Annotated in this window: 21 protein-coding genes and 3 pseudogenes; 16 read left to right on the top strand and 8 right to left on the bottom strand. The window is 69.4% G+C overall.

The window, feature by feature from the left end; all coding sequences use genetic code 11:
• Positions 1-545, bottom strand: a 545-nt coding sequence (locus ACWD6R_RS34085) for a helix-turn-helix domain-containing protein (RefSeq protein WP_451822259.1), incomplete at its 3' end; no start/stop codon positions are given.
• A gap of 429 nt (positions 546-974) precedes the next feature.
• On the opposite strand from ACWD6R_RS34085, the gene ACWD6R_RS34080 reads away from it, so the two are divergent.
• Positions 975-1,622: a hypothetical protein gene (locus ACWD6R_RS34080; RefSeq protein WP_451822258.1), complete on the top strand. Its 648-nt coding sequence runs from the start codon at positions 975-977 to the stop codon at positions 1,620-1,622.
• Here ACWD6R_RS34080 and ACWD6R_RS34075 read toward each other — a convergent pair.
• Together ACWD6R_RS34075 and ACWD6R_RS34070 are read right to left on the bottom strand one after the other, a co-directional pair.
• Positions 1,612-3,132, bottom strand: coding sequence for an ISKra4 family transposase (locus ACWD6R_RS34075; protein ID WP_451822257.1), 1,521 nt, complete (start codon positions 3,130-3,132; stop codon positions 1,612-1,614). The two genes, ACWD6R_RS34080 and ACWD6R_RS34075, sit on opposite strands and share 11 nt — an antisense overlap.
• 76 nt (positions 3,133-3,208) lie before the next feature.
• Positions 3,209-3,793, bottom strand: a complete 585-nt coding sequence (locus ACWD6R_RS34070; RefSeq protein WP_451822256.1) for a hypothetical protein — start codon at positions 3,791-3,793, stop codon at positions 3,209-3,211.
• A gap of 88 nt (positions 3,794-3,881) precedes the next feature.
• Between ACWD6R_RS34070 and ACWD6R_RS34065 the strand changes: the two genes are divergently transcribed.
• The 12 genes and pseudogenes from ACWD6R_RS34065 to ACWD6R_RS34010 all read left to right on the top strand — a co-directional run bounded on the left by ACWD6R_RS34065 (position 3,882) and on the right by ACWD6R_RS34010 (position 17,059).
• Entirely contained in the window at positions 3,882-4,823 is a 942-nt protein-coding gene (locus tag ACWD6R_RS34065; protein ID WP_451822255.1) for a Mu transposase C-terminal domain-containing protein, read from the top strand.
• A gap of 437 nt (positions 4,824-5,260) precedes the next feature.
• A pseudogene (gene mobF, locus ACWD6R_RS34060) lies at positions 5,261-5,863 on the top strand (MobF family relaxase); the annotation flags it as partial.
• A 215-nt stretch (positions 5,864-6,078) separates the two neighbouring features.
• Positions 6,079-6,729: a DUF6338 family protein gene (locus ACWD6R_RS34055; protein WP_451822254.1), complete on the top strand. Its 651-nt coding sequence runs from the start codon at positions 6,079-6,081 to the stop codon at positions 6,727-6,729.
• Positions 6,729-6,893, top strand: coding sequence for a hypothetical protein (locus ACWD6R_RS34050; RefSeq protein ID WP_451822253.1), 165 nt, complete (start codon positions 6,729-6,731; stop codon positions 6,891-6,893). The genes ACWD6R_RS34055 and ACWD6R_RS34050 overlap by 1 nt, the downstream gene beginning before the upstream one ends.
• 3 nt (positions 6,894-6,896) lie before the next feature.
• A complete protein-coding gene (locus tag ACWD6R_RS34045; protein WP_451822252.1) occupies positions 6,897-10,415 on the top strand; it encodes a CHAT domain-containing protein in 3,519 nt (1,172 codons plus the stop codon).
• 94 nt (positions 10,416-10,509) lie between these two features.
• On the top strand, positions 10,510-10,833 hold the full coding sequence (locus ACWD6R_RS34040; protein ID WP_451822251.1) for a hypothetical protein: 324 nt from the start codon (positions 10,510-10,512) through the stop codon (positions 10,831-10,833).
• Positions 10,834-10,928: 95 nt separating this feature from the next.
• Positions 10,929-12,077: pseudogene (locus ACWD6R_RS34035) on the top strand (relaxase domain-containing protein); the annotation flags it as partial.
• Positions 12,074-12,394: a hypothetical protein gene (locus ACWD6R_RS34030; protein WP_451822250.1), complete on the top strand. Its 321-nt coding sequence runs from the start codon at positions 12,074-12,076 to the stop codon at positions 12,392-12,394. The pseudogene ACWD6R_RS34035 and the gene ACWD6R_RS34030, both read left to right, overlap by 4 nt.
• A gap of 215 nt (positions 12,395-12,609) precedes the next feature.
• On the top strand, positions 12,610-14,247 hold the full coding sequence (istA, locus tag ACWD6R_RS34025; protein WP_451822249.1) for an IS21 family transposase: 1,638 nt from the start codon (positions 12,610-12,612) through the stop codon (positions 14,245-14,247).
• A 12-nt stretch (positions 14,248-14,259) separates the two neighbouring features.
• Positions 14,260-15,054 carry an IS21-like element helper ATPase IstB gene (gene istB, locus ACWD6R_RS34020; protein WP_334586227.1) on the top strand — a complete coding sequence of 265 codons (795 nt, stop codon included), beginning with the start codon at positions 14,260-14,262 and terminating at the stop codon, positions 15,052-15,054.
• Positions 15,055-15,146: 92 nt separating this feature from the next.
• A complete protein-coding gene (locus ACWD6R_RS34015; protein WP_451822248.1) occupies positions 15,147-15,755 on the top strand; it encodes an ArsR/SmtB family transcription factor in 609 nt (202 codons plus the stop codon).
• Positions 15,752-17,059 carry an MFS transporter gene (locus ACWD6R_RS34010; RefSeq protein WP_451822247.1) on the top strand — a complete coding sequence of 436 codons (1,308 nt, stop codon included), beginning with the start codon at positions 15,752-15,754 and terminating at the stop codon, positions 17,057-17,059. Before ACWD6R_RS34015 ends, ACWD6R_RS34010 begins: the two co-directional genes overlap by 4 nt.
• A gap of 292 nt (positions 17,060-17,351) precedes the next feature.
• On the opposite strand, the gene ACWD6R_RS34005 is transcribed toward ACWD6R_RS34010, so the two are convergent.
• Both ACWD6R_RS34005 and ACWD6R_RS34000 read right to left on the bottom strand, forming a co-directional pair.
• Entirely contained in the window at positions 17,352-18,335 is a 984-nt protein-coding gene (locus ACWD6R_RS34005) for a competence protein CoiA family protein (RefSeq protein ID WP_451822246.1), read from the bottom strand.
• A 286-nt stretch (positions 18,336-18,621) separates the two neighbouring features.
• Positions 18,622-19,518 carry a hypothetical protein gene (locus ACWD6R_RS34000; RefSeq protein ID WP_451822245.1) on the bottom strand — a complete coding sequence of 299 codons (897 nt, stop codon included), beginning with the start codon at positions 19,516-19,518 and terminating at the stop codon, positions 18,622-18,624.
• A 494-nt stretch (positions 19,519-20,012) separates the two neighbouring features.
• On the opposite strand from ACWD6R_RS34000, the gene ACWD6R_RS33995 reads away from it, so the two are divergent.
• Positions 20,013-20,420: a hypothetical protein gene (locus ACWD6R_RS33995; RefSeq protein WP_451822244.1), complete on the top strand. Its 408-nt coding sequence runs from the start codon at positions 20,013-20,015 to the stop codon at positions 20,418-20,420.
• A gap of 127 nt (positions 20,421-20,547) precedes the next feature.
• Here ACWD6R_RS33995 and ACWD6R_RS33990 read toward each other — a convergent pair whose 3' ends face one another.
• Both ACWD6R_RS33990 and ACWD6R_RS33985 read right to left on the bottom strand, forming a co-directional pair.
• Positions 20,548-20,700 carry a hypothetical protein gene (locus ACWD6R_RS33990; RefSeq protein ID WP_451822243.1) on the bottom strand — a complete coding sequence of 51 codons (153 nt, stop codon included), beginning with the start codon at positions 20,698-20,700 and terminating at the stop codon, positions 20,548-20,550.
• A gap of 135 nt (positions 20,701-20,835) precedes the next feature.
• The gene (locus ACWD6R_RS33985) at positions 20,836-22,890 is read right to left on the bottom strand and encodes a PA14 domain-containing protein (protein WP_451822242.1); all 2,055 of its coding nucleotides are present in this window, start codon (positions 22,888-22,890) and stop codon (positions 20,836-20,838) included.
• A gap of 689 nt (positions 22,891-23,579) precedes the next feature.
• On the opposite strand from ACWD6R_RS33985, the pseudogene ACWD6R_RS33980 reads away from it, so the two are divergent.
• Positions 23,580-24,206: pseudogene (locus tag ACWD6R_RS33980) on the top strand (transposase); the annotation flags it as partial.
• Positions 24,207-24,277: 71 nt separating this feature from the next.
• Positions 24,278-25,246 (top strand): SMI1/KNR4 family protein, encoded by a 969-nt coding sequence (locus tag ACWD6R_RS33975; RefSeq protein WP_451822241.1) that lies wholly within the window; start codon positions 24,278-24,280, stop codon positions 25,244-25,246.
• Positions 25,247-25,440: 194 nt separating this feature from the next.
• Here ACWD6R_RS33975 and ACWD6R_RS33970 read toward each other — a convergent pair.
• A partial coding sequence (locus ACWD6R_RS33970; RefSeq protein WP_451822240.1) for a Helicase associated domain protein occupies positions 25,441-25,668 on the bottom strand: 228 nt, incomplete at its 5' end.

Raw genomic sequence — 25,668 nt, 5'->3', positions numbered from 1 at the left:
GTCTTGCCGTGCCCGTCGGCCATCCATACGACCCGGCCGGTGTCGTGGTCCACGACCACGGTCATGTACTTCTGCCCCTTGCGGTAGCTGATCTCATCGATCCCGATCCGGACCAGCCCCGCGAGCCGGTCGGTGGCCGCGTCGCGGTCGGCGACCACACGCGCCACGATGCCGCCGACCGTGCGCCACGAGGTCCGCATCAACTGCGCGGTCGCGGACTTGGAGCACTCCGCAGCCATCCACGCGCTCTGCTGATCGAAAGCGCGGGTGTGCCCGGCGTCGTGGCGGGCCCAGGGCACGGCGGCCGTGACGACGCCGTGCGACCGGCAGCGTACCCGCGGCATGTCGGCCTCCAGGAACACCCGCACCGCCCCGTGGTCCAGGCACCGCCACCGGCGCCTGCCCCGGCCCGCGTCGTACCCGGCGGCCGGACGGCGGCACTGTCCGCATCTGCCACGACGACGGGCATCAGGCCGTACTGACACGATCACACACTGTTCGTTCTCATCGATCCGGACGCCCTCGACCACCATGTTTTGGGTCATCAGCGTCCGCTTCCATATCCTGAAGACAGACACGCCGTTTTCCTGCTTGATCCAACTTGAGCCTCAACACCTCAAGGATCACAGGAGACGGCGTGTTTCACGTATCAGGGCAGGTCAGAGCACCCACACATACGGCAGGAGAGCCCCCTTTTGGTGTGTTGATGCTGGTCGGGGGCTGTTTCGGGGGTGTGGGGTCACTGTCATGGACGTGAGAGATCGGTGTGGGATCGCTGTCCTGGGTGTTTATCGCAGCAGGGATGACGCTGTCTCAGTTTCGTGAGTTCTGATCCATCGGCGGGCGGGGGTTGGTGTGATCGTGGGGTGGATCAGGAAGTACAGCCACCAACCTTGGTGGGGTTGGGCGGAGGGTCGGGCACGGTGTTGCCGGCTGTGTCCGGTCGGGCGTTGCGGGGGCCGGCGGTGCGGCGTTTGCTGGTGCTGCGTCGGGAGGGGGAGCTCTCCACCCGGCATGTGAGGGTGATGGCCGAGGCGTTGGGTGTGCGGGAGCGGGCTGCGGTGTGGCGGTGGCTGGCCGCCGCGGAGCGGGACGAGGCTGCGGCCGCGGCACCGGGGGAACGGACCCGGTACTACGGGAGGTTCACGGTCACTGGCGAGGTCCGGGCTCTGCTCGGGCTGTGGAAGGGGAACGTTGCCGCCGTCCACCGTGAGCTGACCGCTCGCGCGGCCAGGGGCGAGGGTGAACCGCCGCCGTCGATTCCGACGCTGCATCGTGCGATTCGGCGGGATCTGTCGCCGGGGGAGCGGGCAGGGCTTGCGGGTGGTGAGCGTGAGGCCCGCAGGCACGATGTGTTTCTTGCCCGGCCGCGGGGGTGGCGGAACCAGGTGTGGGAGGCCGATCACGTTCAGGCCCCGGTCCTGGTTGATGTAGAGGGCACCGCCCTGCGGCCGTGGATCACCTGGTTCGTGGACTGCGCGACGAACGCGATCACGGGTGTTGCGGTCACGCCCGGGTCTCCGTCCCGGGAGTCGGTGCTGACCGCGCTGCGCGCGGCGGTGCTGCGCGAGAAGCCGTTGGGTGTAGCTCTCGTTCTGGGAAGGACGTCCGTCAGGCCGTGAGTTGGTAGTTGTGCTGGTCGGGGGTGGGATAGAGGCGTTCGTGCTCGCGGGCGATGTGGAAGTTCAGGTAGGCGTCGAGGTCGTCGTTGTCCTTGACCGCGCGGAGTTTGAGGACGGCCTCGGCGCCGGCCAGGCCCCAGCGGGCGCCTGTCACATCGAGTCGGTCGCCGATGAGATGCCTGCATGCTCCCTCTATCGCGCCGGTGGCGATCGGCCAGCCGGACGCGAGGGCGGTGTCGTAGTGGAGCTGGTCGAGGTGGCCGGTGAGATAGCGGACACACTTCTCGGTGGCTTCGCGTTTCGCCCCGGCGAGGCCGGCGTTCTCGGCTTGTGCGGTGATCTCGGCGGCAGCACGGGCGGCCTGTCCGTGGAGGATGGTGGTGAGGTGGCCGGCGACCCAGAGTTCGGCCTCGCGGGTGCCAGCGGGGTGGAAGGCGTGCGCGGCACCCCATACGTACTCGCTCACGTGGACGAAATCGATCAGGACGTGCACCGCCACCTGACGTCGTTCGGCTTCGGCATGGATCAGGTCGAGTTGATGACGGGCGCCATCAACCAGGACAACCCAGGGGCGGTGATGGCCCCTGTCGCGGGCCTCGGCCTGGTCGAACGCGGCGGCGATCACAGTGGCAGGCGGATCGGTGACCGAGCCGGTCAGCCACTTCGCCTTCGCTTTCGGCCCCGGCCTGCGCGCTCGTTCACCGCTGCGTCCGTCGGGCGGGGCGATGATGTCGTGCGGCCGGCGCACGGCCGGGGCGGCGTCGAAGACGCAGGCCAGGGTGGCCATGCGTTTGCGGTTCGGTTTCTCGCCCGGGGCCAGGCGGGTACGCATCGCCCGCCGGGACTTCTGCAGGTTCTTGAGCGTGGCCGGCCGTAATGCCTCGGGGCGCATGGGGATGCCCTTGCCGTCGGCCTGGAGGACCACAAGGGTGTCCGCGGTCGCGGGCAGCGGGACCTTGCCGCGGTAGAAGGCGTCGATGTCGCATGCCGCGGCGACCACCAGATGCTCGGCCTGCCGTTTGCCCAGCACCTTCCCGCACCGGTCCTCAATCGCCGTCCTGGCCTGGTCGTAGGAGCCGCGGATCGCCTCGGTCACCGCGAGACGGCGCAGTCCGTGGCTGTGCCGGCCCGCCGGCAGCGACAGCGCGGCATCGGCCGGGCGGACACCGCTCATCTTCTTGCCCCGCCACGCGCATCGCTCCACGGTGACCGTGCCGAACACGCAGGCCAACTCCCGCCGGTGTCCGGACTCCCGGTAACGGCGCACCCGCCCGTCCGCGCCCAGGACCACTCCCGCCGCTTCCTCCCTCTCGACGCGGGCCCGCAGATCGAGACGGGCCTGGAACAACAGCCGCTGCAGCTCACGCCCACGCAGAGCGATCAGTTCCTCCAGCTGGTGGTGCGTCATCGCATCCGTGTCCAGCCCGGCCAGGTCATCCTTCAGGCAGTCGAAGGCCCTGGTTGCGGCCTCGAACACGTCGATGGCGGTGAAGGCGTCGTACGGTTCCATCGTGCTCTTCTTTCTACCGTCGCGCTGGCTTGTCACCTCCGACGGTAGAGAGAAGAGCCTTTATCGTCTGGGTAGTTCACCGCTTCGGGACAGGATCCGGGTGGGCCAGGGCGAACAGGCCCGGACGCTCCTCGCGCAGCCAGCCCCGCTCGACCAGCCGCTTCAGCTTTCCCCGCGTTCCCTCGATCTTCGCCGTCACCGCCGGCAGCCCGATCCTCGGCACGATCTGCTTGGCCTGCATCGGCCCGGTCGCGTCCGTGACGATCTCGACGATGTCGCGGTACACATCCGGCAACACCTGAGCCGACACCCCCTCCTGCCAGTGCGGCACCATAAGCGCCCCGACTACCCGCACCGGCTCCGGCTCCGGCTTTGCCACCAGATCCTCCACAGCCATCGCCTCCCCGGGCCGGTCCACGACACCCGACACCGAAATCTCCGCGATCACCTCGGTCACCGTCTCCCGCGTCACCCTCAGCCGCGACCACACCTCCCGCTCGGCCTCGAGCCGCCCCGTCAGCTCCGTGATCCTTGCCTCCAGATCCTCCACCCGCACCCGGGCCGCGGCCTCCCGCGCCTCCAACTCCTCGACCAACGACGCCATCGCCACCGCCTCCTCCACCCCACGGTAGAAGGAGACCTCTCCGACCACAGCCCCCATCAGCGAACTTGCAGCTCAGCGCTTCCCACGAAACGAGCCACACCCGAAGCCGTTCGGCCCACAGGGCGGGCTGCCGGAGAAGGTGAGGGTGGACCGGGGCAAGGACTTTCTGTCGAGGACGGTGACTGCCGCGTTCAACGCTCTCGACGTCAAGGTTGAGGACCTCCCCGCCTATACCCCGCACCTGAAGGGCACGGTGGAGGGGCTGAACCGGGCGGTGGAGTCGATGTTCCTTGCTGCGCTGCCCGGCTATGTGCGTCAGCCGCGCCCGGGCCGGCGCCGGGCGCGGCCGAAGGACGAGGTGCTGCTGGGGTTCGAGGACTTCACCGCGCGCCTGTTGGACTGGGTGTCGTGGTGGAACACCTCCCACCACCCCGGGCCTTTGAAGGGCAGGTCCCCGCTTGAGGTGTGGGAGGCGGATCCGACGCCGCTGCGCGAGATCAGCGCGGACGAGTTGTGGACGTTCACCCTGGAGGACGACGGCCGTGCCCGGGTGATCTCCACCCGCGGCGTGCGATTCCGCAGGGGGGACTATGCGGGGGCCTGGATGACGGGCCAGGCCGGTACGCAGGTCAGGGTACGGTTCATGCCGCATCACGATCACCGCATCGAGGTGTTCGACGCCGCTACCGGCCGCTACCTGGGCCCTGCGACCCTCGCTGACCAAGCCAGTCCGGAACAGATCAGCGCAGTCCGTACTGCGCGGGCCGCGCGCAGCCGGCGTCTGCGCAAGGACCTGGCCGCAGCCCGGCAGGAGCGCTATGGCGCCCAGGACCGGCTCGGGCCGGCCCGAGCCGGTGAAGGCACTCACCGCGCAGGAAGCGGGCCGGGAAGTGGCCGAGGAGAAAGTGGCGGATCTGTCGCGGCTGGCATTGCCGGACCTGATCCCGCCGGCTGCTCCACCGCCCGAGTGGCGGACCCCGCCGTCCCTTGCCGCCCGCACCCGCCACGCCCTTCCACCAAACCGGCCCGGCACGGCCAGTGCATTCACAGACCAGCGAGACCCCTAACTGGTGAGCACGAACGCTAGTTGACGAGAAGTTGGCTGTACTGAGCTGTCGTGACGGATGACGTGGGGCGAATGTTCGCGGCGCAGCATTCGCACGCCACGCTGGACTGCCTGGACAGGCGAAGTCCTGAGCCCCGCACCACATAGCGACGGTCCCGGCCTGGATGCAGGCGGGACCGTCGCCGCTATCAACGTCGATGGTGGCTGGAAGCTGAACGCATGACCGGCGGCGACGACGAGCCGTACCTGGTGATGTTCATGGGCGGAAGAGTGCACACGTTGATGGCTCACGTCACAGCCTGGCGGGCGCCACGGTGAAGATCTGGTGATGGCCTCCCGCCCGGCGGGAAGCACCCCGGATCGCGCTTTTCCGCTGGTCGCGGACGGGGTTCCATGGCCGGATGATCAGCGAAGCGAAGCTCGGCCCGGGAGGGTGGCCCTACTACTGCAACGGCGTGATGGTCGGCGACGGCCACCGCCCTGCGGGTATGCCGCTGCGCGTCGCCCAGGACGAGGCCGGTGTCCCGCCGGGGTTCTGGACGGGTCGGGGCCTGGCTGCGGTCGGCCTGGTGGCCGGGGACGTGGTGACCGAGCGGCAGGCCGAACTGCTCCTGGGGGAAGGCCGGCACCCGGATGCCGACCGGATCGAGTCGGAGCTCTTGGAGGCGGGCGACGATCCGGTGAAGGCGCGGCGGGCGACGGTGCTGGGGCGGCCTATCGAGCACATCAAGGGGCCGCACATCGAGTCGCCGTGGCTCGCGATGGATCTGGTGTTCCGGGCGCCCTCAACTGCTCAGTCTGTGTGGGCGCTGGTTGATGACGAGACTCGCCGGGTGTTGGAGCTGTGCCAGGACATCGCCCGGGACAAGACGCTGGCGCGGTTGGAGGAGTCGGTCGCGCAGATCCGCTGGGGGAGCGGCGGCAAGCATCGCGCCTCGGTGAAGGACGGACTGATCGTGGCGGTGTTCCGGCACTACGAGTCGAGAGCCGGGAAGCCGCTGCTCCATGACCACGCCGTTGTATCGATCAAGGCGCGGCGGCCGGACGGGACGTGGGGGAACTGTAGGTTCGCGTTTCGCTTGTCCCTTTCCCGTTGACGTTGGCCCGTGTCCGGCCCAAGGGCCAATGCGGTGAGACGCACTCCTGTCTGATCGTTCACTCGTCGTAGTGCTGTGCCGCTGCCTCCCAATAGCCGCGGAAAGGGGTGTTCTGCCGACCGCGGAGACGCAAGCCAGTAGCCTGATTCAACGGAGTCCGTGAGACATGGGGGTAGTGAGTGCAGGCGCCTGCGACCGTCGTGCAACTCGCTCTGCTCGTCCTTCTGGTGCTGCCCGGGGTCACCTATCAGTTCGTCCGGGAACGCCGCCGTGGGCCGGTGCCCGGTGAGCGTGATCTGGGTGAGCGGGTGCTGCGGGCGATCGTCGCGTCGATCGCGCTGGACGCCCTGTACGCCGTGGTGGCGGGGCCGGCGCTGGTTCGCCTGGCTCGGGGCACCGGCGGCGGCTGGGACGGCTTCGTGGAACGGCCGCGAGTAGTCGGCTTCGTCGCCGTGGTGCTGTTCCTCGTCGTGCCGGCCGTGGCGGCGGTCACCGTTTCACTGGTGGATCGGCAGCGGCGCAAGGCTCGGTTCCTGCACACGCCCAGCGCCTGGGACCACGCGTTCCGCGACCGCGAACCGTGCTTCGTGCGCGTGCGGCTCAAGGACGGCAACTGGGCGGGCGGTTGGTACGGCGACCGGTCGTACGCCTCCTCGTACCCCCACCCGGCCGAGCTGTACCTTGAATCGGCGCGCATGATGGGTGCCGACGGGGCGTTCGGCGCGCGCGTGCGCGGGACGGCGGGCCTGCGGCTGCGGGCGGAAGACTTCGACGTGCTGGAGTTTGTCGAAGCCGGAGAACCGGCGGCCGTGCCGGGGGAGGAGCAATAATGGCGCACGAACCCGAACTCTCACCCGAACCCGAGCTATCGCCCGAAGAGGCGGCGCTGCTGCAGGAGACCGCGGAACGCGGCTACACCCCGAAACGCACGGTCGCCGAGCCGGACGAGGCGCCCGGCGGCCCGGCCGGCACCTCGAACGGCAACGAGGACTGACGCGTGGGTGGCGGGCCCGCGAACGGCCTGGCCGAGCGGTTCTGGGAGGCGTTCCACGTGGCCCGGCACAGCGCGGATCCCGCGTCGGTCGAGAAGGCGATCGACCTCGGCCATGCCGTGCTGGCCGCCGAGGACGTGGCCGAGCGCCGCTCGGTCCTGTCCAATCTCGGGGGCCTGCTGCAGACCCGCTACCACCAGACCGGCGACTTCGAGTTCCTGCAGGAAGCCGTCCGCAAAGTCACGGAGGCTTACCTCCTGGCGTACGAAAGCCCGGAGGACTCGGCCAGCTACGCCAACAACATCGGCATGCTGCTGCACACCGCGTTCCGGCAGAACCAGGACCGCGACACCCTGGCCGACGCGCTGGACTGGAGCCGGACGGCCGTCGACGAGGAACCGTCCACAAAGAAGGCGTTCTACCTGGGTAACCTCGTTGTCGCGCTGCGGACGGCGTTCACCGTGACGAAGGACCTCGCTCCCCTGGCGGAAGCCGTAGAGCACGCGCGGACCGCCGTCGAGTGCTCCCCCGATGACGAGCTCACCGCGAGGAGCCTGCACTTCCTCGCCGTCGTCCTGCGCGACTGGTCCCATGACACCGGGGAGACCGGTGTCATGGAGGAAGCCGTCGACGCCGCGCGGCGAGCGGTGGAACTCACGCCGGCCGGGTCGTCCGACGTGCTCGACCGGTTGAAGAACCTCGCGTACCTTCTCGACGGGCACTACCGAGCTCGCGGAGCGCGGGATGATCTGGCCGAACTGCTCCGGGTCCGGCAGACGCTGGTGGCCCACACCCCGGTCACCGATCCGCGGCACTCGCAGAACCTCGTCGAGCTGACAACCACGGAACGAGACTGGGCCGCGCTCACCGGCGAGCGCCCGAAGTCGACCCCCGGCTGGGAACGCGCCGACACCGAAGCCGAAGCGTGCGGCCGGTACGCCGCCGAGTTCGAGCAGACCCGGGACTCGGCCCTGCTTGAGCGGGCGATCGAGCTCGGGCGCTCGGTGGCGGCAGCGACCCCCGCCGGGCACCCCCGCCGCGGCGTGCGGCTGGACCACTTCGCCGCGGCGCTGGCCACCCGCGGTGAAGCGTTCGGGGACCACGCCGCGCTCGCGGAGGCCGTCACCATCGAGCGGGAGGCGGTCGCGTGCACATCGGCGAGCCATCCGCTGCGGGTCCAGTTCATGGGCAACCTCGCCGTCAACCTGAACGCGTTGTTCCATGCGACCGGAGACCTGGCCCACGTCATAGAAGCGATCGACGTCGCTCGCCGTGCCGCCGAGGCCACCGCCGGGCAGGGCGACCACCCGCGTTCGCTCGGGATCCTCGCCGTCGTGCTGCACAACCGGTTCCGGGTGACCGGCGAGCTGCAGGTGCTGTCGGAGGCGGTCGACCGCGCGCGGGAGTCCGTCCGCCTCGGCGCGAGGCTGGTCGCCGGGCAGGCACAGCGGCTCTCCAATCTTGGCGCCATGCTGTCCGACTGGTTCACCAGGACGGGCGAGGCGAGCGTGCTCGACGAGGCGATCGACGCGCACCGCGCGGCCGCGGATGTGACGGCGGACGACGACCCGGACCGGGCAGTGCGGCTGGCCAATCTCGGCGGTGTGCTGGGGCTGGCGTACGAGAAGTTCGGCGACCGGAACGCGTTGCGGGACGCGATCGCAGCGCGTCGCGCGTCCGTGGCCGCGACTCCGGAGGACAGCCCGCACTGGCCCGGGTACACCGCGAATCTGGCCGCCGCGCTCGGCGACTGGTGCACGAACCCGGTCGCCCCCGCCGTCGCGCGACGGGAGCCGCCGGATCCGCAGGTCCTCGCAGAGGCGGTCGGCCTGGCCCGGAGTGCGGCGCGGAGGCCCGAGCAGGACGCCTATTCCCGGGCGCGTTTGCTGACCCGCGTCGCCAACGTCCTAGCGCTCGGCTTCCGGCACCTCGGCGACGGCGACGCGCTGACCGAGGCACTCGACTGCTACCGGGAGGCCGCGGCGTCTGCCGGATCGCCGGCGGCGAGCCGGGCGGAAGCGGCGGACCGCTGGGGTGGTCTGGCCACCGAAGCCGGGCAGTTCGACGTGGCCGCCGAGGGGTACGCCGCTGCGGTCCGGCTGCTGCCCCGGCTCGCCGGGCGCCGCCTGGGCCGCGAGGACGCCCAGTACTGGCTCGGCCGGTTCGCCGGGGTCGCCGCCGACGCGGCCGCGTGCGCGCTGGCCGCCGGCGACGAGGTGAGCGCGGTGACCCTGCTCGAATCCGGGCGCTGCGTGCTCGCCGCCCAGGCACTCGACAGCCGCGGCGATCTTTCCGACCTGCACGAGCGGGCACCCGAGCTGGCCGAGCGCTTCCGGACGCTCACCGCGGAGTTCGAAACCGACACCACCAGCGACCGCCTGGCCCTCGCCGACGAGCTCGACGCGGTGACCGACCGGATCCGCGCGCTGCCCGGGATGGAGCGGTTCCTACGGCCCCCGCTGCTCACCGACCTCACCGCGCAGGCGCACGAGGGCCCGATCGTGTACGTCAACGTCAGCCGGCACCGGTGTGACGCGCTGATCATCACTCCGGACGGGGTCCGGTCACGCGCGCTGGACCGGCTGAGCGAAGAGACCGTGAGTCACCGCGTACGCGCTCTGCACGCCGCGTTCACGGAGGAGCGGCTGGCCGCCGAGCAGGCGATCCATGACACGCTCGAGTGGCTGTGGGACACCGTCGCGGGCCCTGTGCTCGGCGAACTGGGGCTGACGGCGGAACCGGCTGCGGATGGTCCGTGGCCAAGGATCTGGTGGGCCCCGGTCGGGTCGCTCAGCCTGCTCCCCCTGCACGCGGCGGGCCACCACCGCGACGGCGGACCTGTGCTCCTCGACCGCGTCGTCTCCTCGACGACGCCGACGATCCGCGCTCTGGGCCACGCCCGCGCGGGCCGCCGCGACGACCGGAACGAGCCGCGGCTGCTGGTGGTCGCGATGCCGCACACTCCGGACGCCCCGGACCTGCCTGGCGCACAAGCCGAAGCCGACCACCTGGCCGCTCTCATACCCGGCGCCACGGTCCTGGTCGGCGCGGACGCGACTCGTGACGCCGTTCTCGACGCCCTGCCGGCCAGTGGCTGGGCACACTTCGCCTGCCACGGGTACAGCGACCCGGACAACCCTTCGGACAGCCACCTCGCGCTGCACGACCACGACCGCGCGCCGTTTCGGGTGCTGGACCTTTCCCGGCTGCGCCTGCGGAACGCGGAGTTCGCGTTCCTATCGGCCTGTGACACGGCCCGCACCACCGCGCGCCTGTCCGACGAGGCGATCCACCCGTTGGCGGCTTTTCAGATAGCCGGGTTCTCCCAGGTAGTCGGCACGATCTGGCGCGTCGACGACGCCGTGGCACCAGCCTTCAGTCAGCAGATCTACGGCGAGTTGATCGCGGATCGATCCGGTGCGTTGTGCGCGTCGGCGGCGGTCCATCGCACGATCAGGCAGCTCAGGACGAAGTATCCGAACCTGCCGTCGGTTTGGGCCGCACACGTCCACGCGGGCGCCTGATTACGCGCACTCCGTCGTATCGGAGGTTGATCCGCAGTCGACTCGGCCAGCTGCGTCGGCAGCTGTCACCGGCCTCCGCTCATGGCTCCCCTTTGTGTCAAGCCCTGGGCTCTCTTTTGATCTCGGGCCCGATGAGCCGCTGAACGAGCTGCGGACCGCCGCCACACGGGCCTTCGAGGTCATGCTCGGCGCTGCGGCCACCACGTACGAGACCGGTGTTTTGCACTTGACGGAGTCGTACGCCACCGCCGAAGTCGAGCTCGACCACTACCACCAGATCCACCGACGCGTACGCCGAGTCCGCCTCAGCCACGCGCCGCGCCGCGTAGACGCAGTCGCGCTGGTCGACGTGATGGCCAACGACGTCGAGAAGACCATCACCTGGGAGACGATCCCGTTGGGTGGCACCACGACATAAGGGCCAAGATCGCGAGACGGAATGCCGGGCCAACCGAACGAGACAGTGCGGGAACATGCAGGTCGTCACGGCGGAACGGGACATTCCAATTGCGGACCTACAGGAACGTGTCCACCGCCGACATCCTCGACAACATCGTGGCGGCCGGCACCCTCTACACCCTGACCTTCATGGAAGAGGTCTCCGCCCGGCTCGGGTGGGCGTGGGAGCCGCGCGAGGTGACGCCCGGCAAAAGACCGGTCATGGAGATCGCCGGGATAGACCAGCGGCTCATCAGCTGGCAGTCGACCCGCCGCCAGCAGATCGCGGACGCCCTGCCCGCCCTCGTGGCCGACTACCAAGTGAGGCAGGGGCACCCGCCGGGGGAGCGGGCCGGCTATGCGCTGGACCGGCAGGCCGCCGACCGGACGCGCCCGCCAAAGCGCAAGGTGGCGCGGTCGCTGTCCGAGCTGCGCGAACGATGGCGGGCCTCGGCGATCCGGGTGTTTGGCGCCTGCGTCGTCGACCAGCTGGCGGAGCAGGCTCGTGCGGCAGCCGCGGCGGTATGGGCGCGGGTCCGGCCGGTTGTCGACGTCACCCTGGCCGCCGTCGACACCGTCGCCGTGGTGTACGTGATGCGCGGCGCGTTCAAGCACCGGCACCTGCTCGCCGAAGCCCGCCGCCACCTCTCCTACGTCCTGCGCGGCCGACCGCACCAGCCCGGCCTGGACGAACAGATCGTGCAGGCGGCCATCGACGACTACACCCGCCCGGCAGGCCGCCGGATGATGACCGCCGACCTCCACGCGCTGTACCCGCGAGACACCGAGGACCAGGCCGTGCTGCGCCCGCTGACCCGCAACCGGTCCGCACCCCCGTACGAGCGAGCCCGCCTCGCAGCCGGCGCCCTGACCGCCCGGGTCCACGCAGTGCGCCGCGCGGACCGCCTGAGCTCCCGCGCCCGGCCGCACACCGTCGCCGTGTCCGCCGCCCCGACGTCGCGCTTGCGGCCGGACCGTGCGGACCGGAAGGCCGGCCAGGACCAGGAGCAGGCGACCGACGTCGTCACGGTGGAGCACACCCGGCGGGTGTTCGAGGCCGCCGCCAAGATGGCCGCCAAGCTCCAGGACGGCGCACGGGAACGTGCCGTCGCCCACGGCCCCCGGCCGCAGCCGGCCCCGGCAGCATCGACGCCGACCCACACCCAGCAGCCCCCACTCCCGCCCGCACCGGGTCGGCACACACCTACTGGAGGAGTCGCATGACCATGCCGTCGGAGGACCCGAGGATCGAGGCCGCCGCAGCCCGGGTGAAGGAGGCCGCCCAGGAGCGTGCCGACGCGTACGGGCCGTCGCCCTGGGAGCCGATCTGGAAGAGGCCCCGGACGTCGAAGTCGCAGGCGCAGATGAAGCAGGAGCTGCGTAAGCAACGACGGCGGCTCCAGGGGGCCGGGCGCCGCCGCTTCTTTGCCGGGCAGTCGCGCCGGCCCCGGTCCCGGCAGAACCGCATCGGCAGCGCGGCCGTGCGCCGCGATGCGCGCGCCCTGTCCCGGGTGCGGCACTCCACCGCGTGGCTGTGGTGACGATGGAGTGCACCGAGCCGGAGCCGGAAGAGGACCGATACCAAGAGCCGGGCAAGTCCCGCCGCGGCCTGGCTATGAACGACTTCTCTGGCCCCAGCGGAACGAACCTTTGGGCCCCAGGGGCTTGATCGCAGTTTGAGTGTTCGTCAGAAGTGGCCCCAGGTGCGGTCTTGCAGTGGGAGCATCGATGTGCTTCCGACAGTCAGGCGGCCCGCATGGATGGCCCGAGAACCAAGGTTGAGCTTTTCGCGGCGATCCGCCGTGACTCCCGTGCCGAGAAGCTGTCGATCCACGAACTGTCGCGCCGCTACGGGGTCCACCGGCGCCTGGTACGCGAAGCTCTGACGTCCCCGTGGCCGACGCCCCGCAAGCCGATGCCTCCGCGGCCTTCGGTGATCGACCCCTACAAGCATCTGATCGACGCGATTCTGCGTGCTGATCTGGATGCCCCGCGCAAGCAGCGCCACACCGCCAAGCGGGTCTTCGACCGGCTGGTGGACGAGCACGGCATGGACGACGTCTCCTACGGCCGGGTACGGGACTACATCAGGCGCCGCAAGCCCGAGATCTGGGTGGAGGAGGGACGCGGACCACCCAGCGTGTTCATCCCCCAGACGCACCGCCCCGGCGAGGAGGCCGAGGTCGACTTCGGGGACGTCTACATCACCCTCGATGGCGTGCGCACCCTGTGCTACCTGTTCGTCTTCCGGCTCTCCTTCTCCGGGAAAGCCGTACATCACGTATCGGCTTCGCAAGGGCAGGAAGCCTTCTTCGAGGGCCATATCCACGCCTTCCAGGCACTGGGCGGACTGCCCTGGGGCAAGGTCCGCTACGACAACCTCACCTCCGCGGTGGCCCGGGTGCTCGGCTTCACCCGGGCCCGGGTGGAGACCGACCGCTGGACCGCGTTCCGCTCCTGGGCCGGACTGGACGCCTTCTACTGCCGACCGGGAATCGACGGCGCCCATGAGAAGGGCGGCGTCGAGGGCGAAGTCGGCCGGTTCCGTCGCAACCGCCTGGTCCCCGTCCCCGACGTGACCACCCTGGCCGAGCTCAACGCCCGGATCGATGAGTGGGACCGGCAGGACGACCAGCGCCGGATCGGCGAGCGCCCGCGCACCGTCGGCGAATACTTCGCCATCGAAAAACCCCTGCTCCAGCCGCTGCCCGAAGACCACTTCGAGACCGGGCGGCTCCTGACCCCGCGGGTGGACCGCTACGCGCAAATCACCGTGCGACAGAACCACTACTCGGTACCGGTACGGCTGATCGGCCGCCAGGTCCGCGTCCTGCTGCACGCCTCCGAGGTGGTGGTCTACGACGGCCGCACCGAAATCGCCCGCCACGAGCGCCTCGTCACACGCGGCGGGAGCCGCCTGGACCTGGACCACTACCTGGAAGGACTGCTGCGCAAGCCCGGCGCGCTGCCCGGGGCCACCGCACTGGACCAGGCCCGCGCGGCGGGGAAGTTCACCCCCGTGCACGACGCCTGGTGGGAGAACGCCCGCCGCGCACACGGGGACGCGGCCGGCACCCGTGCGCTGATCGAGGTTCTGCTGCTGCACCGGCACATGAGCCACGACCACGTCGTCGCCGGGATCGCCGCCGCCCTGCGGGCCGGGGCCCTGACCGCAGACGCGGTGGCCCTGGAAGCCCGCCTGGCCGCCGAAGGCGAAACTCCTGGCGAGCCGGGCCCGGACACGGCGCTGAGCCGTATCGCCTCTCCGGTGGTGTCGCTGACCGCGCGCAGGATGGCCGCACTGCCCCCGGACCCCAGGCCGCTGCCCTCGGTGGCCGCCTACGACCAGCTCCTTCGTCACACCCGGCCTCCGGCCGAACGTCCCACCAGTTAGGGGAGTCCCGCCATGAGCTCTACCCGTCCCCGCGGTCTGACCGAGCCCGCCGCCGACGCCGCCATCGACGCGGCCTGCCGCAACCTGCGCCTGCCCACCATGCGAGGGCAGTTCTCCGAGCTCGCCGACGCCGCCGCCCGCGACCAGATGACCTACCGCGGGTTCCTGGCCGAGCTACTGATGGCCGAGTGCGACGACCGCAACCGCCGCCGCTCCGAACGCCGGATCAAAGCCGCTGGCTTCCCCCGCGAAAAGGCACTGCGCACGTTCGACTTCGCCGCGAACTCCGCCATCGACCCCGCTGCCATCCATACCCTGGCCTCATGCGACTGGGTCCGCAAAGGGCTGCCGCTGTGTCTGATCGGCGACAGCGGCACAGGCAAATCACACCTGCTGATCGCGCTGGGCACCGAGGCCGCGATGGCCGGCTTCCGGGTCAAGTACGTCCTGGCCACCAAACTCGTCAACGAGCTCGTCGAGGCTGCCGACGAAAAGCTGCTGACCAAGACCATCGCCCGCTACGGACGGGTCGATCTTCTCTGCATCGACGAGCTGGGCTATATGGAGCTGGACCGGCGCGGCGCCGAGCTGCTGTTCCAGGTTCTGACCGAGCGCGAGGAGAAGAACAGTATGGCCATCGCCTCCAACGAGTCCTTCTCTTCGTGGACCAAGACGTTCACCGACCCCCGGCTCTGCGCGGCCATCGTGGACCGCCTTACCTTCGGAGGCAACATCATCGAAACCGGCAGCGACTCCTATCGCCTCGCCCACACCAAAGCCCGCCAGCAGGCTGCCCTCAGCGCTTGATCGCACCTTGTCCGCTGGGACGCACGGCGGCTGCCCAGCACCGGAGATGTGAGACTTGACTCTCACAATATGTGAGAGGACACTCTCACGCTATGGATTCTGGCAATCGGCTGGGCGATATCGAGATCACTGATCCGCAGGCGATGCGGGCGCTGGCGCACCCGGTGCGGCTGGCCATTCTCGAACGCCTGCAGCGGCACGGGCCGGCGACGGCGACGCAACTCGCGCCCGATGTGGGAGCAACTCCGTCGGTGACCAGCTGGCATCTGCGGCATCTGGCGGGCTTCGGGCTGGTCCGCGATGCCGAGCCCGGCCCGGACCGTCGCCAGCGAAGGTGGGAGGCGGTGGCGCGGGGCTTCCGGTTCGAAGCACCGACGGATCCGGGCGACGAGGAGGGCAGGTCGGCTGCGCGGGTCCTGTCCCGGGAGATGTTCCTGCGCTCGGGAGACCTGCCGAACCGGTGGGCTGCCGAGGTCGAACCCAAGCTCGAACCGGCGTGGCGACGGCTTGCAGGTCTGGCCAACACCCGCGTCGTCGTCTCCGCCGGCGAACTCGCCGCCATCGAGGACGCGATCGAGCGCGTTCTCGCCCCCTACGTGATGCGTGACGAGGCCGCGCGTCCGGCCGACGGCCGCGGCGTCCGGCTGCTGCGTTACACCCTGCCGGAGGGTGCCGAGGAGCAGACCGGCGGGACGTCATGAGCGCTGCAGACCAGTCCTTACCCGTATCGCTGTGGCGTGATCAGCGGTTCCGTCGTTTCTGGGCCGGCAATTCGATCTCACAGTTTGGCGACCGGATCACTGAACTGGCCCTGCCGCTGATCGCGGTGGGGGCGCTGCACGCCTCGGCCAATCAGGTGGCGTGGCTGACCGCGCTCATCTGGACCCCGAACCTGCTCGCGATCGTCCTCGGTGCCTGGGTCGACCACCGCGTCCACAAGCGGCGCCTGATGGTTCTCGCCGACCTGGTGCGCGCCGCAGTACTGCTCTCTCTCCCAGCTGCCTATCTCATGGGGGCAGTAACGCTCGGCCAGTTGTATGTCGTGGCCTTGCTGACGGGCGCGGCCGGGGTGCTGTTCAACACCGCCTATCCGCCGTTCTTCGCCCACCTGGTGCCCCGGTCGTCCTACATCGACGCGAACAGCAAGCTCAGTGCCAGCCGTTCCGCGTCATACGTCGCCGGACCGGCGATCGGTGGTGCTCTGGTCCAGGCGCTGACCGCTCCCGTCGCCGTCGTCGTCGACGCCCTGACGTTCCTGGCGTCTGCGGTTCTGGTCGGTCGGGTTTCGATCGACGAACCGCCGGCCGCCCATGCCCAAGCAGCACCCTCCCTGCAGCAGCGTGCCCGGGAGGGGCTGGTGTTCGTCGTCCGTCACCCTGTGCTGCGGGCGAGCCTCGGGTGCGCGGCGACCGTCAACTTCTTCACCTTCATCGCGGGCAGTGGACTGATCGTGCTGTTCGCCAGCCGGAACCTCGGACTGACGGCGGGTGTCATCGGCATGGCGTTCGGGATCGGCGCCACCGGCGCGCTCCTTGGCGCGGTGATCGCCCCGAAGATCTCGCGAAGACTCGGCGTGGGCCGCAGCATCGTCGTGGGCGCTGTGCTGTTCCCGGCACCGATCGCCATCGCCGCTGCTGCAGGCGGCCCCCTCTGGGCTCGCGCCGGAACCCTGGCCCTGGCCGAGTTCCTCTCCGGCGTCGGCGTCATGCTCTTCGACGTCAACCTCAACTCCCTTCAGGCGGACGTGATCCCCGATGGCATGCGCAGTCGAGTCGCCGGCGCGTTCAGCACGATCAATTACGGCTTACGCCCTGTGGGCGCAGTCCTCGGCGGCCTCCTCGCTACCCTCATCGGCCTCCGGGTGACCCTCCTCGTCGGGGCCGTCGGCGGAACGCTGTCGCTGCTCTGGCTGCTGCCCTCGCCAATACCACGCATCCACTCCCTGACTCCGGACCATCCGGTGGCTCCGGACAGCGACACGGACGCACGACCGTTGCCTTGCTGACCCGCCGCTGAACCATCCCGGCGCCCCGTGACATAGCCCTCGTGGATCGGATCCGTGATCCGCAGCGAGGGTGGGGCCAAAATACTCGTTCAGATCATGTCCCGAAGATCGCCAACTGGGGCCAGAGAACTCGTTCCCGTGGGGCCAACAGACTCGTTCAAAGCCAGCGGCCTGTTCCGCCGCTCTCGCGTTGCAGGTTTTTCGGGCCCGCCCGGGTCCGAGAGGCCGGAGCACGGCAACAGCACGGGACCACCTAGGCACGGCTCTCATAGCCCCTGCCCATCGTCCTCGTCTATCCGTCCGCACCGGGCCCGGCCGTTGCTTTGTACCGCTCGAAGCGCTGCTGGCGTTCAGCGTCGGGAAAGAGCAGGGGAACGCCGACGTCCACGAGGAAGGCGGGACAGGGACCAGACAGGGGGAGAGGGTCGAAGACTGCCAGCAGGGTCCCGACTTCGTTGACGAGCGGGACGCCCGATGCGTAACGGCTGTCGCCGGCACTCCAACCGACGCTGACGGAGGTGTGGAACATCGCGGCTGTCTGTTCGATAGCGCGATCGATGCCGGGCAGCCGTGCGGAGTGACGGGCCAGGGCGGCCCGGCTGGGATCGGCGCGAGCGGCCCACTCGGCGAAGGCGGCTCCCTGCCTTGCCCATCCTCGCCGCTCGGCGCGTTCTGTCTCATCCTGGGCGGCTCTTTGCTGCTGCTCCCGGGCTCTGAACTCCTTGGCTTCGGCCAGGAAGCACTTGGGAGAGGCCCACAATCTGCTCCCGGGCGGAGCGAGGAGGTGCTGGGGCATGAGCGGGGCACGCGAGACGAGCCGCCAGGAGAGAAGCCGGGCAACGAACTTGGCCAGCGGCATGGAGGGCTCCGGAGCCCACAGGGTGCCACTGAACCTGGCGAGGGGTTCGACGGCGACCAGGCCGTCGTCGTGGTGGGCGACGCGAACGGAGGGAACGATGCCGAGCCAAGGTATCCGGCTGCGGTCGCTGAACCAGCAGGACCTCACACCGTAGGCGCTCATCCGTTCCGTGCGGGCACGGATGTCGTCCGCTGTAATGCCCGCCAGCTGTGCTTCCAACGCGACCCGGCGGCCGCCTGCGGTGGAGGCGAGTACGTCGGCCCGCCAGATACCGCCGGGACCGCTCACTTCGAGGTCGGCCATCCAGCCTGCCGCGCGGGCTGCCTGGGCGAGCTCAAGCTTGAGCAGGTGATGGGCCATGGATTCCTCGGCCAACGTGCACCGCGGGGCTTTGGGGGCGTGCGCGAAGAATCGCATGCCCAAGGAAGACACCTTGGCGTACATGCCGTGGTGGCACTCCGGACACTTCAGTGCGACCGGTGGTCGCACCCTGTGAATGGCGGCCCACTCCCATTCGCAACCCAGATCCTGACGGGTAGCGTCGAGGCGCCCGCGCTCGTGAACGGCTGTGAAGCTCACGAGAGCCACTCCCGCAGCCCGGGCGCCGGCGAACGAGCGGGCTGCGTCCCGGGGACTGGCCATAGAGAAGGGCTGGCGACATCGAGGGCGCCGCGGTTGGAGCGCATGACCGAGGGTCCCTTCTCTACCGTGGCTGGAGGTGGCCGTGGCGGCTGAGGAGGCGTGTGAAGAATTCGGTGAGCAGCGCTTGTCCGGCTTGAGGGTCGCGTAGCTCGCGTCGGCCGATTCGGTAGACCTCATAGCCCTGCAGGGTGAGCTGGCGGTCCTCCGCCACCATCACGGCGTATTGCTCGGGATCAGCGAGCCATACGGGGCCAGGCTTCCGCATCGATGGCTCGTCGACCTGTCGAGCGTAGTGCTGCACGCCGTCGACCTCGATGACCGCCCGGGCACGCTGATTCATCAGCAGCAGGAAGTCCATCCGCTGGCGGGGAAGACGGCTGCCACCGCTATACGGGTCGTAGTGGAAGTAGACCTGAGGGATGAGCGCCGGGAGGTCGAAGCCGAGCTTGACGTAGGTGTCGAATACGAGGAGCTCAGCACCGTTGTCACCCAGCGAGCGACGCAGCCGCTCCCGCAGCGAGAGACGTGCCTGAGTGGGATCGCCTGCCTGCTCGGGGTGCCGACGAACCCACCAAGCCGCCAAGTCTGCCCAGCTCAGTCCGCGCTCCTCCAGCGGCAGGTCGTACACCAGACAGTACTGCTCGTTCTTCACGATGCGGATGGTGTTGCTGATCGAGTCCGGCAACACGATCTGCGGCTTGGGGCCATCTGCGGCGAAGATCAGATTCTTCACTTCCCCGTCGACACCCCGAGCACCCAGTGAGCCCACCAGCGCCTGCAGGTCCTCGTCCCCGTACTCGCTGATCACGCGCCGCGCAATGTCCACAAGCTCGGGCAGGGACTTGCTCTGCAGCCGTGCCCCCACGTAGATGCGCTTGCTGCTGAACGGATCCTCGTCAGGCTTCTGAGGCTCCAGTCCGAGGTACTCACACGCTGCGGCGAGGTTATAGGACTTCACGACGTGGAGAGCACCGGCTATGGCTTCACGAAGAGCAGCTGGAGTGACCGCAGGCGTAGACGACATCGCATCATGATGGCCCTGGTGCGGCCAGTTGGCACAGAGGGTGGGGCGGCTCGCACCCGACCCCAACCTGACGACCGCAAGCCCCCCCGGCGAGGCTTGCCCATCCCGGCCCGCATGGACGCCGTACGGGCCGGTTGGGGGGTTGCACCCAAGGGCGGCTGGACAGTGGGCTGGACGGTTGCTTTCAGCGGGGGACCCGAGGTACTGCCGCAGGTGTGGACCCCCCAAATCGGACACCGCCCATTTCTGCAGGTCACCCCTTGTGGGCAAGCCGGTCCGGTGCGCGGACACCTCTTTCCCACGCGATAGCCGAGGGAAAGAGGTCTGCTTCGAGTTCCGGGGCCGAGGGCTGCGGCGGCGGAGGAGACCCCCTGGTCGCCGGTTGATCGGGATGGCAGGCTCTTCCTCCACTTGAAGGGAGTTCCGCGATGACTGAGGCGGAACGCGTCGACTGCACCGACTGCTTCGCCCTGCCCGGCCCCGACAACACCCGCGTCGTGTACGTGAAGACCGGCGGCGGGATGAGCGAGACGTGGCACACCTCTGACTGCCCGGCCCTGGCGATCACGCAGATCAACATGGAGGAGGGAAGCAAGCGGGTCCGAGAGCAGGACGCGTGGGCTCGGGGCGTCTTCCCTGCCGCGCACGAGCGGCTCAGGAAGGCCGCGGCCGCGATGCCCGCCGGCACCGCCGCACAGCCCTTCGGCGATGCCCTGAGCGAGCTGGTCCAGGCGCAGGCCGACACCACCGGCATCGTCGTCCTGCATCGCTGGGCGGAGATCCTGGAGCGGCACTTTCCGCCGGAGCTGCCAGACCCCGACCGCACCACCGAGTAGCCCTCGACCGCCGGGGCGCTGGCATTCCGTTGGGCCGGGGGGACTGGCTGCCGACCGACAACGGCGACTTCGACGCGTACTGGGAATATCACGGTCGACTTGAACATGAACGGCAGCACACCGCCCGCTACCAGCCGGACTTCGTCGTCGCCGCGTGACCAGCACGCGGCAGCTCACTCAACGGGAAACGCACCCATTTGTGGGCGTGACCGCCGCGCCATTCGACCCACTGCGGGTCGTCCAGAACCGCCTCGGGGGCGGCAACGCTTTCGAGAAACACGACCAGGTCGTGGTCGCTGCAGGTGCCGAGTACCTCGTCCCGGCCGCTGCTGTGCGCCGTCGTGCCGCACGGCGAAGGGGACCGGACGCTCGTGTCCGGTCCCCTCCCACGATGCCGCCGCCGACGCTGGCAGGCTCAGTTGGTCACGACGGCGCGTTCGGACGCTCCCGACTCGGTGCCGTCCGCATAGAGGGCCGTGACGCGGTAGTAGACCGTGGTGGCGGACGGCTGGGCGCGGTCGTACCAGTCCCAGCCCGTGGAGTCACCTCTGAGCACCGTGCCGAGGATGTCGAAGGTCCCGCTCTCGCGGTTCCATCGGCGGACGGTGAAGGACGTAACCGGACTGCCGTCCGTGTTCTCGTCGTTGATGAGGAGCCAGTGGATGCCGCCGTTCGAGTCGATGCTGAGCTGGATCGGGGCGCCAGTCGCGGGCGGGGCTGTGGGGCGGAGGTCGAGTTCGGTGACCTCGGCGGCAGGGGCGCCGGTGTCGGGGGTGAGCTGGTTGCCGTACTGGTCGACGGCGACGACGGCGTGGCGGACCTGCTGGCCGTCGGCTGCCACCCTGTGGTGGAACGTCGTCGCCTCGATCTCCCGGGGTCGCAGGGTGTACGGGTCGATCAGCGGCCGGTACGTCCACTGCCCGTCGACGAACGTCCCGCGCAGCACGCGGTAGTGGTCGAAGCCGGGAGAGGTGTCGGCGTCCCAGGACAAGGCGATGCCGTTCTCCTTCGGGACCGCGGTCAGTCCGGTGACCGGGGCAGGGGCCGTCGTGTTCCCGGCGACGGTGATGACGACGTCCTGGGACGGAGTGCCCGCGTTGCCCTCGTGGTCCAGCGCGACCACCCAGTAGTAGTAGGTGGCGCCGGGCGACGGCGCCGGGTCGGTGAAGGTGGTGCCCATGACCCACCGGCCCACCTCAGTACGCGTGCTGCCGGCGGTACCGCGCGGCTCGGTCGACCGGAACACGGCGTAGCCGTCGAAGTCGTGGCTGGTCCGCTCGGAGGGGTCCCAGGTGAGCGTGACGCCTGCCTCGCTCTCCGAGGCCCGCGCGTTGAGGGCGGTGTCCACCGGGCCCGTCAGGTCGCGGGTGTAGTACATCGCCGCGCCCGAGGCCGCCGACTCATGGCCGTGCGTGTCGACGGCGGTGACGACGTAGTAGTAGATGTCGCCGGTCTGCGGCAGGGGCCCGCTGTAACCGCCTCCCGACAACGTGTCGCCGGTCAGCCGGTTCTCGGGGGTGAGGGCGACCGGCGTGGACGTCGAGCGGTACACGCGGTAGCCCGCGAGGTCGGACTCGGTGTTGCTGTCCCAGTAGAGGGTGATCTTGTCCGGGTAGCCCATGGCCCAGTTCTCCTCGACGCCCTTCGGGGCGGCGGGAGCGGTCCGGTCGAGCGTGGTGATACCGAGGTCGGCGGTGCCTGAGGAGGCATTACCGGCCTTGTCGTAGGCGCGGACCTCGTAGTAGTAGACGTTGCCGTCCTTCGGGACGGTCGTGTCGGTGTACGAGGTGGACGTCGTGGTCGCGATCGGCTTCGCGGGGTAGGAGGCGCCCTTCAGCCGCCGGTACACGCGGTACCCGGCGAGATCCATCTCCTTGTTCTTGGCCCAGCTGACCTTCGTGGACGTGGTCGCCGTGCTGTAGGTGACGGTGGTCCCCGTCGGGACGAGCGGCTTGACCTTGTCGACCGTCGCCGAAGTGCGGGGGGCGTAGGCGAACTTGACGTTGGCTGCGCCGGTCCAGTTGACGAAGTCGACGCGGAGACTGTGCTTGCCCGACGGGATGGTCACGTTGACGGTCTTGGAGACGGTGGTGGCGACGTTCTTCCACATGTCGACCTTGCGGACGCCGTCGAGGTAGACGCGTATGCCGTCGCGGGAGGAGGCGGTGAACGTGAAGGGTCCGCCGGAGCCGAAGTCGCGGGTCGTGGACCAGCGGACGCCGAAGTTGTTGGCGGGCATGCCCTTGAAGCCGGGTGCGCCGGTGCCCCAGTTCTGGTCGATCACGGAGTCGCAGTCCGTGGCCTTGGGGGTCCCGGAGAAGGTGGTGTTCGCGTAGAACGTCCGCTTGAAGACAGGTGACGCGCAGGTCACTGCGGCGGAGGCGGGGCCGGCCGCGGCGAGCAGCCCGCCCGAGGTGGCGAGCACGACGGCGCCTGCGGTGGCGGCCGTTGTCCGTCTGGGTCGGTTCATGCGTTCCCTCGTCCCTCATCGTCGGCGGCATGGCGACGCCGCGGACGATCAAGACTAGTGAGGGACGCGCTTGGTTGTACGCCTGGGACCTGTGTGCTCCGAGCCCGGCCGTTGCGAGGATGATCTCACTGCGTGACTCGGCTCGGTCCTCCGCCGACCCTGTAGGGTGCCGAAACTCATGTATAGCTGTTGACCAGGAACTTTACGAGGGTCGGCAGTCATGACAGGCTCGCACTGTATGGCCTCTGAGCTGCAGGACTGTCAGATAGCGGACCGTGGTGATCAGGTCGTGTCATCTGCGCTGGGCCCGGTGCACTTACGGTGATCGTTGGTATGCGACGGTGCTGGGACGGGAGCCCCCGCTTTTGGAGCCGGGGCATGGCCCACGGGCGTGGGGCCGAGGCTCGCCAGTATTCAGGTGTGTCCAGGGGTGATCTGCGGAAGCCGCAGGGTGCTACCAGCTGTCATCGTCCCCGTCTTCAGCAAGCTGCTCTTCCTCCGCGAGCCGCCGCATGTCCTCGTCGACGTGAGCTGACGCGAGTGAGTCGCCTTCGCCAAATCGGATCAGCTGTTCTGCTGGGCTGTAGAAGCGGGGCGTGGCGCCGAGGATGGCGCGGCAACCGCGGCACCGCCACGGCCTGTGCAGGGTGACCCAGTGGGCACGGGCGCACGACGGGCAGAACATCGAGGGCTTCAAGGAAGTCCGAGAGCGCCGCAAGCTCGACACGGAGACTGACCGCCTGCGCGAGGTCTTCCGCGCCGAGTACGCGCACCAGCTGCAGCTCGTCGAGGACGCCCTCGGCAAGCAGATGCTCGCCCTCCTGCGCCAGCTCGACGCCACCTGCCAGGCCGCCGAGGAACTCGCCCAGGCTGTCGAGGAGCTCTTCCCCCAGCATCCCGACGCAAAGATCCTGCTGTCCTTCCCGGGCCTGGGCACGCAGCTGGCCGCCCGCGTCTTGGCCGAGGTCGGCGACGACCACAGCCGCTTCGCCGACGCCCGCGGCCTCAAGGCCTACGCCGGAGCTGCACCCGTCACCCGCTGCCTCCGGCAAGAAGAGCCACATCGGCCGGCGCATGGTCAAGAACGACCGCCTCAACCACGTCGGCTAGCTCTGGGCGTTCTCCGCCCTCACTGCCTCACCGGAGCTGGCGCCTACTACCGCGCCCGCCGCGAACACGGAGACTGGCACGCCGCCGCCCAACGCCACCTCTTCAACCGCCTGCTCGGACAGCTCCACCACTGCCTCCAGCACCACGAACGGTTCGAAGAGAACACCGCCTTTCCCGCACCAGCGCTCACCAAAGTCGCGGCCTGACCAGTAGCTTCACTCGCCGGGAGCGCTGCACAGCCTCGGTCGTTGACACCCGGTGAGGCAAACTGCCCGCCATGACAACGGCTGATCACGACGTCCTGACCTCCTGGAGCCGCATCGGCACCTGGCTCACCGCGCACACCCGACGAGGCCCGGCGAGACCAGCGCCGGATGCCGCCCGCCTGGACGCGTTCGAGGCAGACCTCGGCTTGCCCCTGCCCGCCGACCTGCGGACCTGGTGGCTGCTGCCCGACGTCGCCGCGAGCTACTGGATTCCGGACGCGTTCGCCCCGGTCTCGCTGGACGAGGCCCTGGAGACCCACGAGATCTGGCTCCTGGTCGCAGAGCAGGAAGGCGACTCATTCGACGACAACGGCCAGCCCGAGAGCCGCTACCAGAGGGAGTTCATGCCGATCGCGCTGAGCCCCGGCGGCGACGGACTGATCGTCGACATGCGCCCCGGTGACACCCACGGCACCGTACTTTTCTGGGACCACGAGACCTGGACCCTGGACGTCCCCCAGTGGGTCTCGGTCACCTCAATGCTCCAGGACATCGCCCAAGCCCTGGAGGCCGGCACGCCCGCGCTGCTGGGCCACGCAGCCCGCGGTGGCTTCCGGGAACCCAGCACCGCTGCAGTCGACGACGCACTCGATCTCACCTGGCAACCCACCCACCACGTGACCCGCCAGAGCACCATGCCCCAGCCAGCGCCAGCGGTTGATCATTTGCGGATGAGACCAGAAGTGCAGGCGTTCGTAGCCGACGGCCCCCTCCCCGACTGGGACGCCGAGGGCGAGGAGATCGACCGGCGAGTCGAGCAGCTCGAAGCCATCGCCAAGCCCGTCACCGGCGAGGAAGCCCAAGCGCTGGTCGCCTGCTTCGGCCCGGACGACTGTTACGGCGTCGCCTGGACCCTGCTGCACCTCATCGAGACCGGCCCGAACCCGGTCCTGACCACCGAGCCAGCTCCCAACGCCAATGAGTGGCACCACACTCTCTGGACCCGCATCGTCAACAGCGGACTCGCCCCCTCAGCTTGACGCGCTAACACCGTGCGATGTCTGCGGTGGTGCCCTGGATAGGGGTCCCTGGCGCCCGTGTTGCACTTCGCGTTGCAGCCCGTGCCCATGTCCGGGCAGCCGCCGCCGACAGCACGAGGCCCCGGGCGATGATGCCCGGGGCCTCTCGTGCACTTCGCTTGACCGTCTGGTTCAACGACCAGCCGCGGTCGGTGTCACGCCCATTCGACGCCCAGCTCCCGCAGCGCCTCCAGCTGTTCCTGGGTGAGCTTGTCTCGCCTCGCGCGGGTATTCGAGACCCATACGCCGAGCTTCACGACCATCGGCTCCGTCTCGTCGTCGACCGCGGCGACGGTGCCAATGCTTGCCGCGATGTCTTCCACGGCGAGGTGGGTGGCCAGGCGGAAGCTGGTGTACTGCGAGCCCGCGTCCGAGTGATGAAT

The organism is Streptomyces sp. NPDC005151 (genome assembly GCF_053599875.1).
The sequence above is the reverse complement of the archived record's forward strand: the minus strand, read 5'-3'. Positions and strand labels throughout refer to the sequence as shown.

Bases quoted from the DNA above. Each gene is read 5' to 3' on its own strand.
- ACWD6R_RS34015 (WP_451822248.1), top strand. From the start codon at position 15,147: ATGGATTCTGGCAATCGGCTGGGCGATATCGAGATCACTGATCCGCAG.
- ACWD6R_RS34005 (WP_451822246.1), bottom strand. From the start codon at position 18,335: ATGCGATTCTTCGCGCACGCCCCCAAAGCCCCGCGGTGCACGTTGGCC.
- istB (WP_334586227.1), top strand. From the start codon at position 14,260: ATGAGCTCTACCCGTCCCCGCGGTCTGACCGAGCCCGCCGCCGACGCC.
- ACWD6R_RS33995 (WP_451822244.1), top strand. From the start codon at position 20,013: ATGACTGAGGCGGAACGCGTCGACTGCACCGACTGCTTCGCCCTGCCC.
- ACWD6R_RS34030 (WP_451822250.1), top strand. From the start codon at position 12,074: ATGACCATGCCGTCGGAGGACCCGAGGATCGAGGCCGCCGCAGCCCGG.
- ACWD6R_RS33975 (WP_451822241.1), top strand. From the start codon at position 24,278: ATGACAACGGCTGATCACGACGTCCTGACCTCCTGGAGCCGCATCGGC.
- istA (WP_451822249.1), top strand. From the start codon at position 12,610: ATGGATGGCCCGAGAACCAAGGTTGAGCTTTTCGCGGCGATCCGCCGT.
- ACWD6R_RS34010 (WP_451822247.1), top strand. From the start codon at position 15,752: ATGAGCGCTGCAGACCAGTCCTTACCCGTATCGCTGTGGCGTGATCAG.
- ACWD6R_RS33985 (WP_451822242.1), bottom strand. From the start codon at position 22,890: ATGAACCGACCCAGACGGACAACGGCCGCCACCGCAGGCGCCGTCGTG.
- ACWD6R_RS34070 (WP_451822256.1), bottom strand. From the start codon at position 3,793: ATGGGGGCTGTGGTCGGAGAGGTCTCCTTCTACCGTGGGGTGGAGGAG.
- ACWD6R_RS34050 (WP_451822253.1), top strand. From the start codon at position 6,729: ATGGCGCACGAACCCGAACTCTCACCCGAACCCGAGCTATCGCCCGAA.
- ACWD6R_RS34075 (WP_451822257.1), bottom strand. From the start codon at position 3,132: ATGGAACCGTACGACGCCTTCACCGCCATCGACGTGTTCGAGGCCGCA.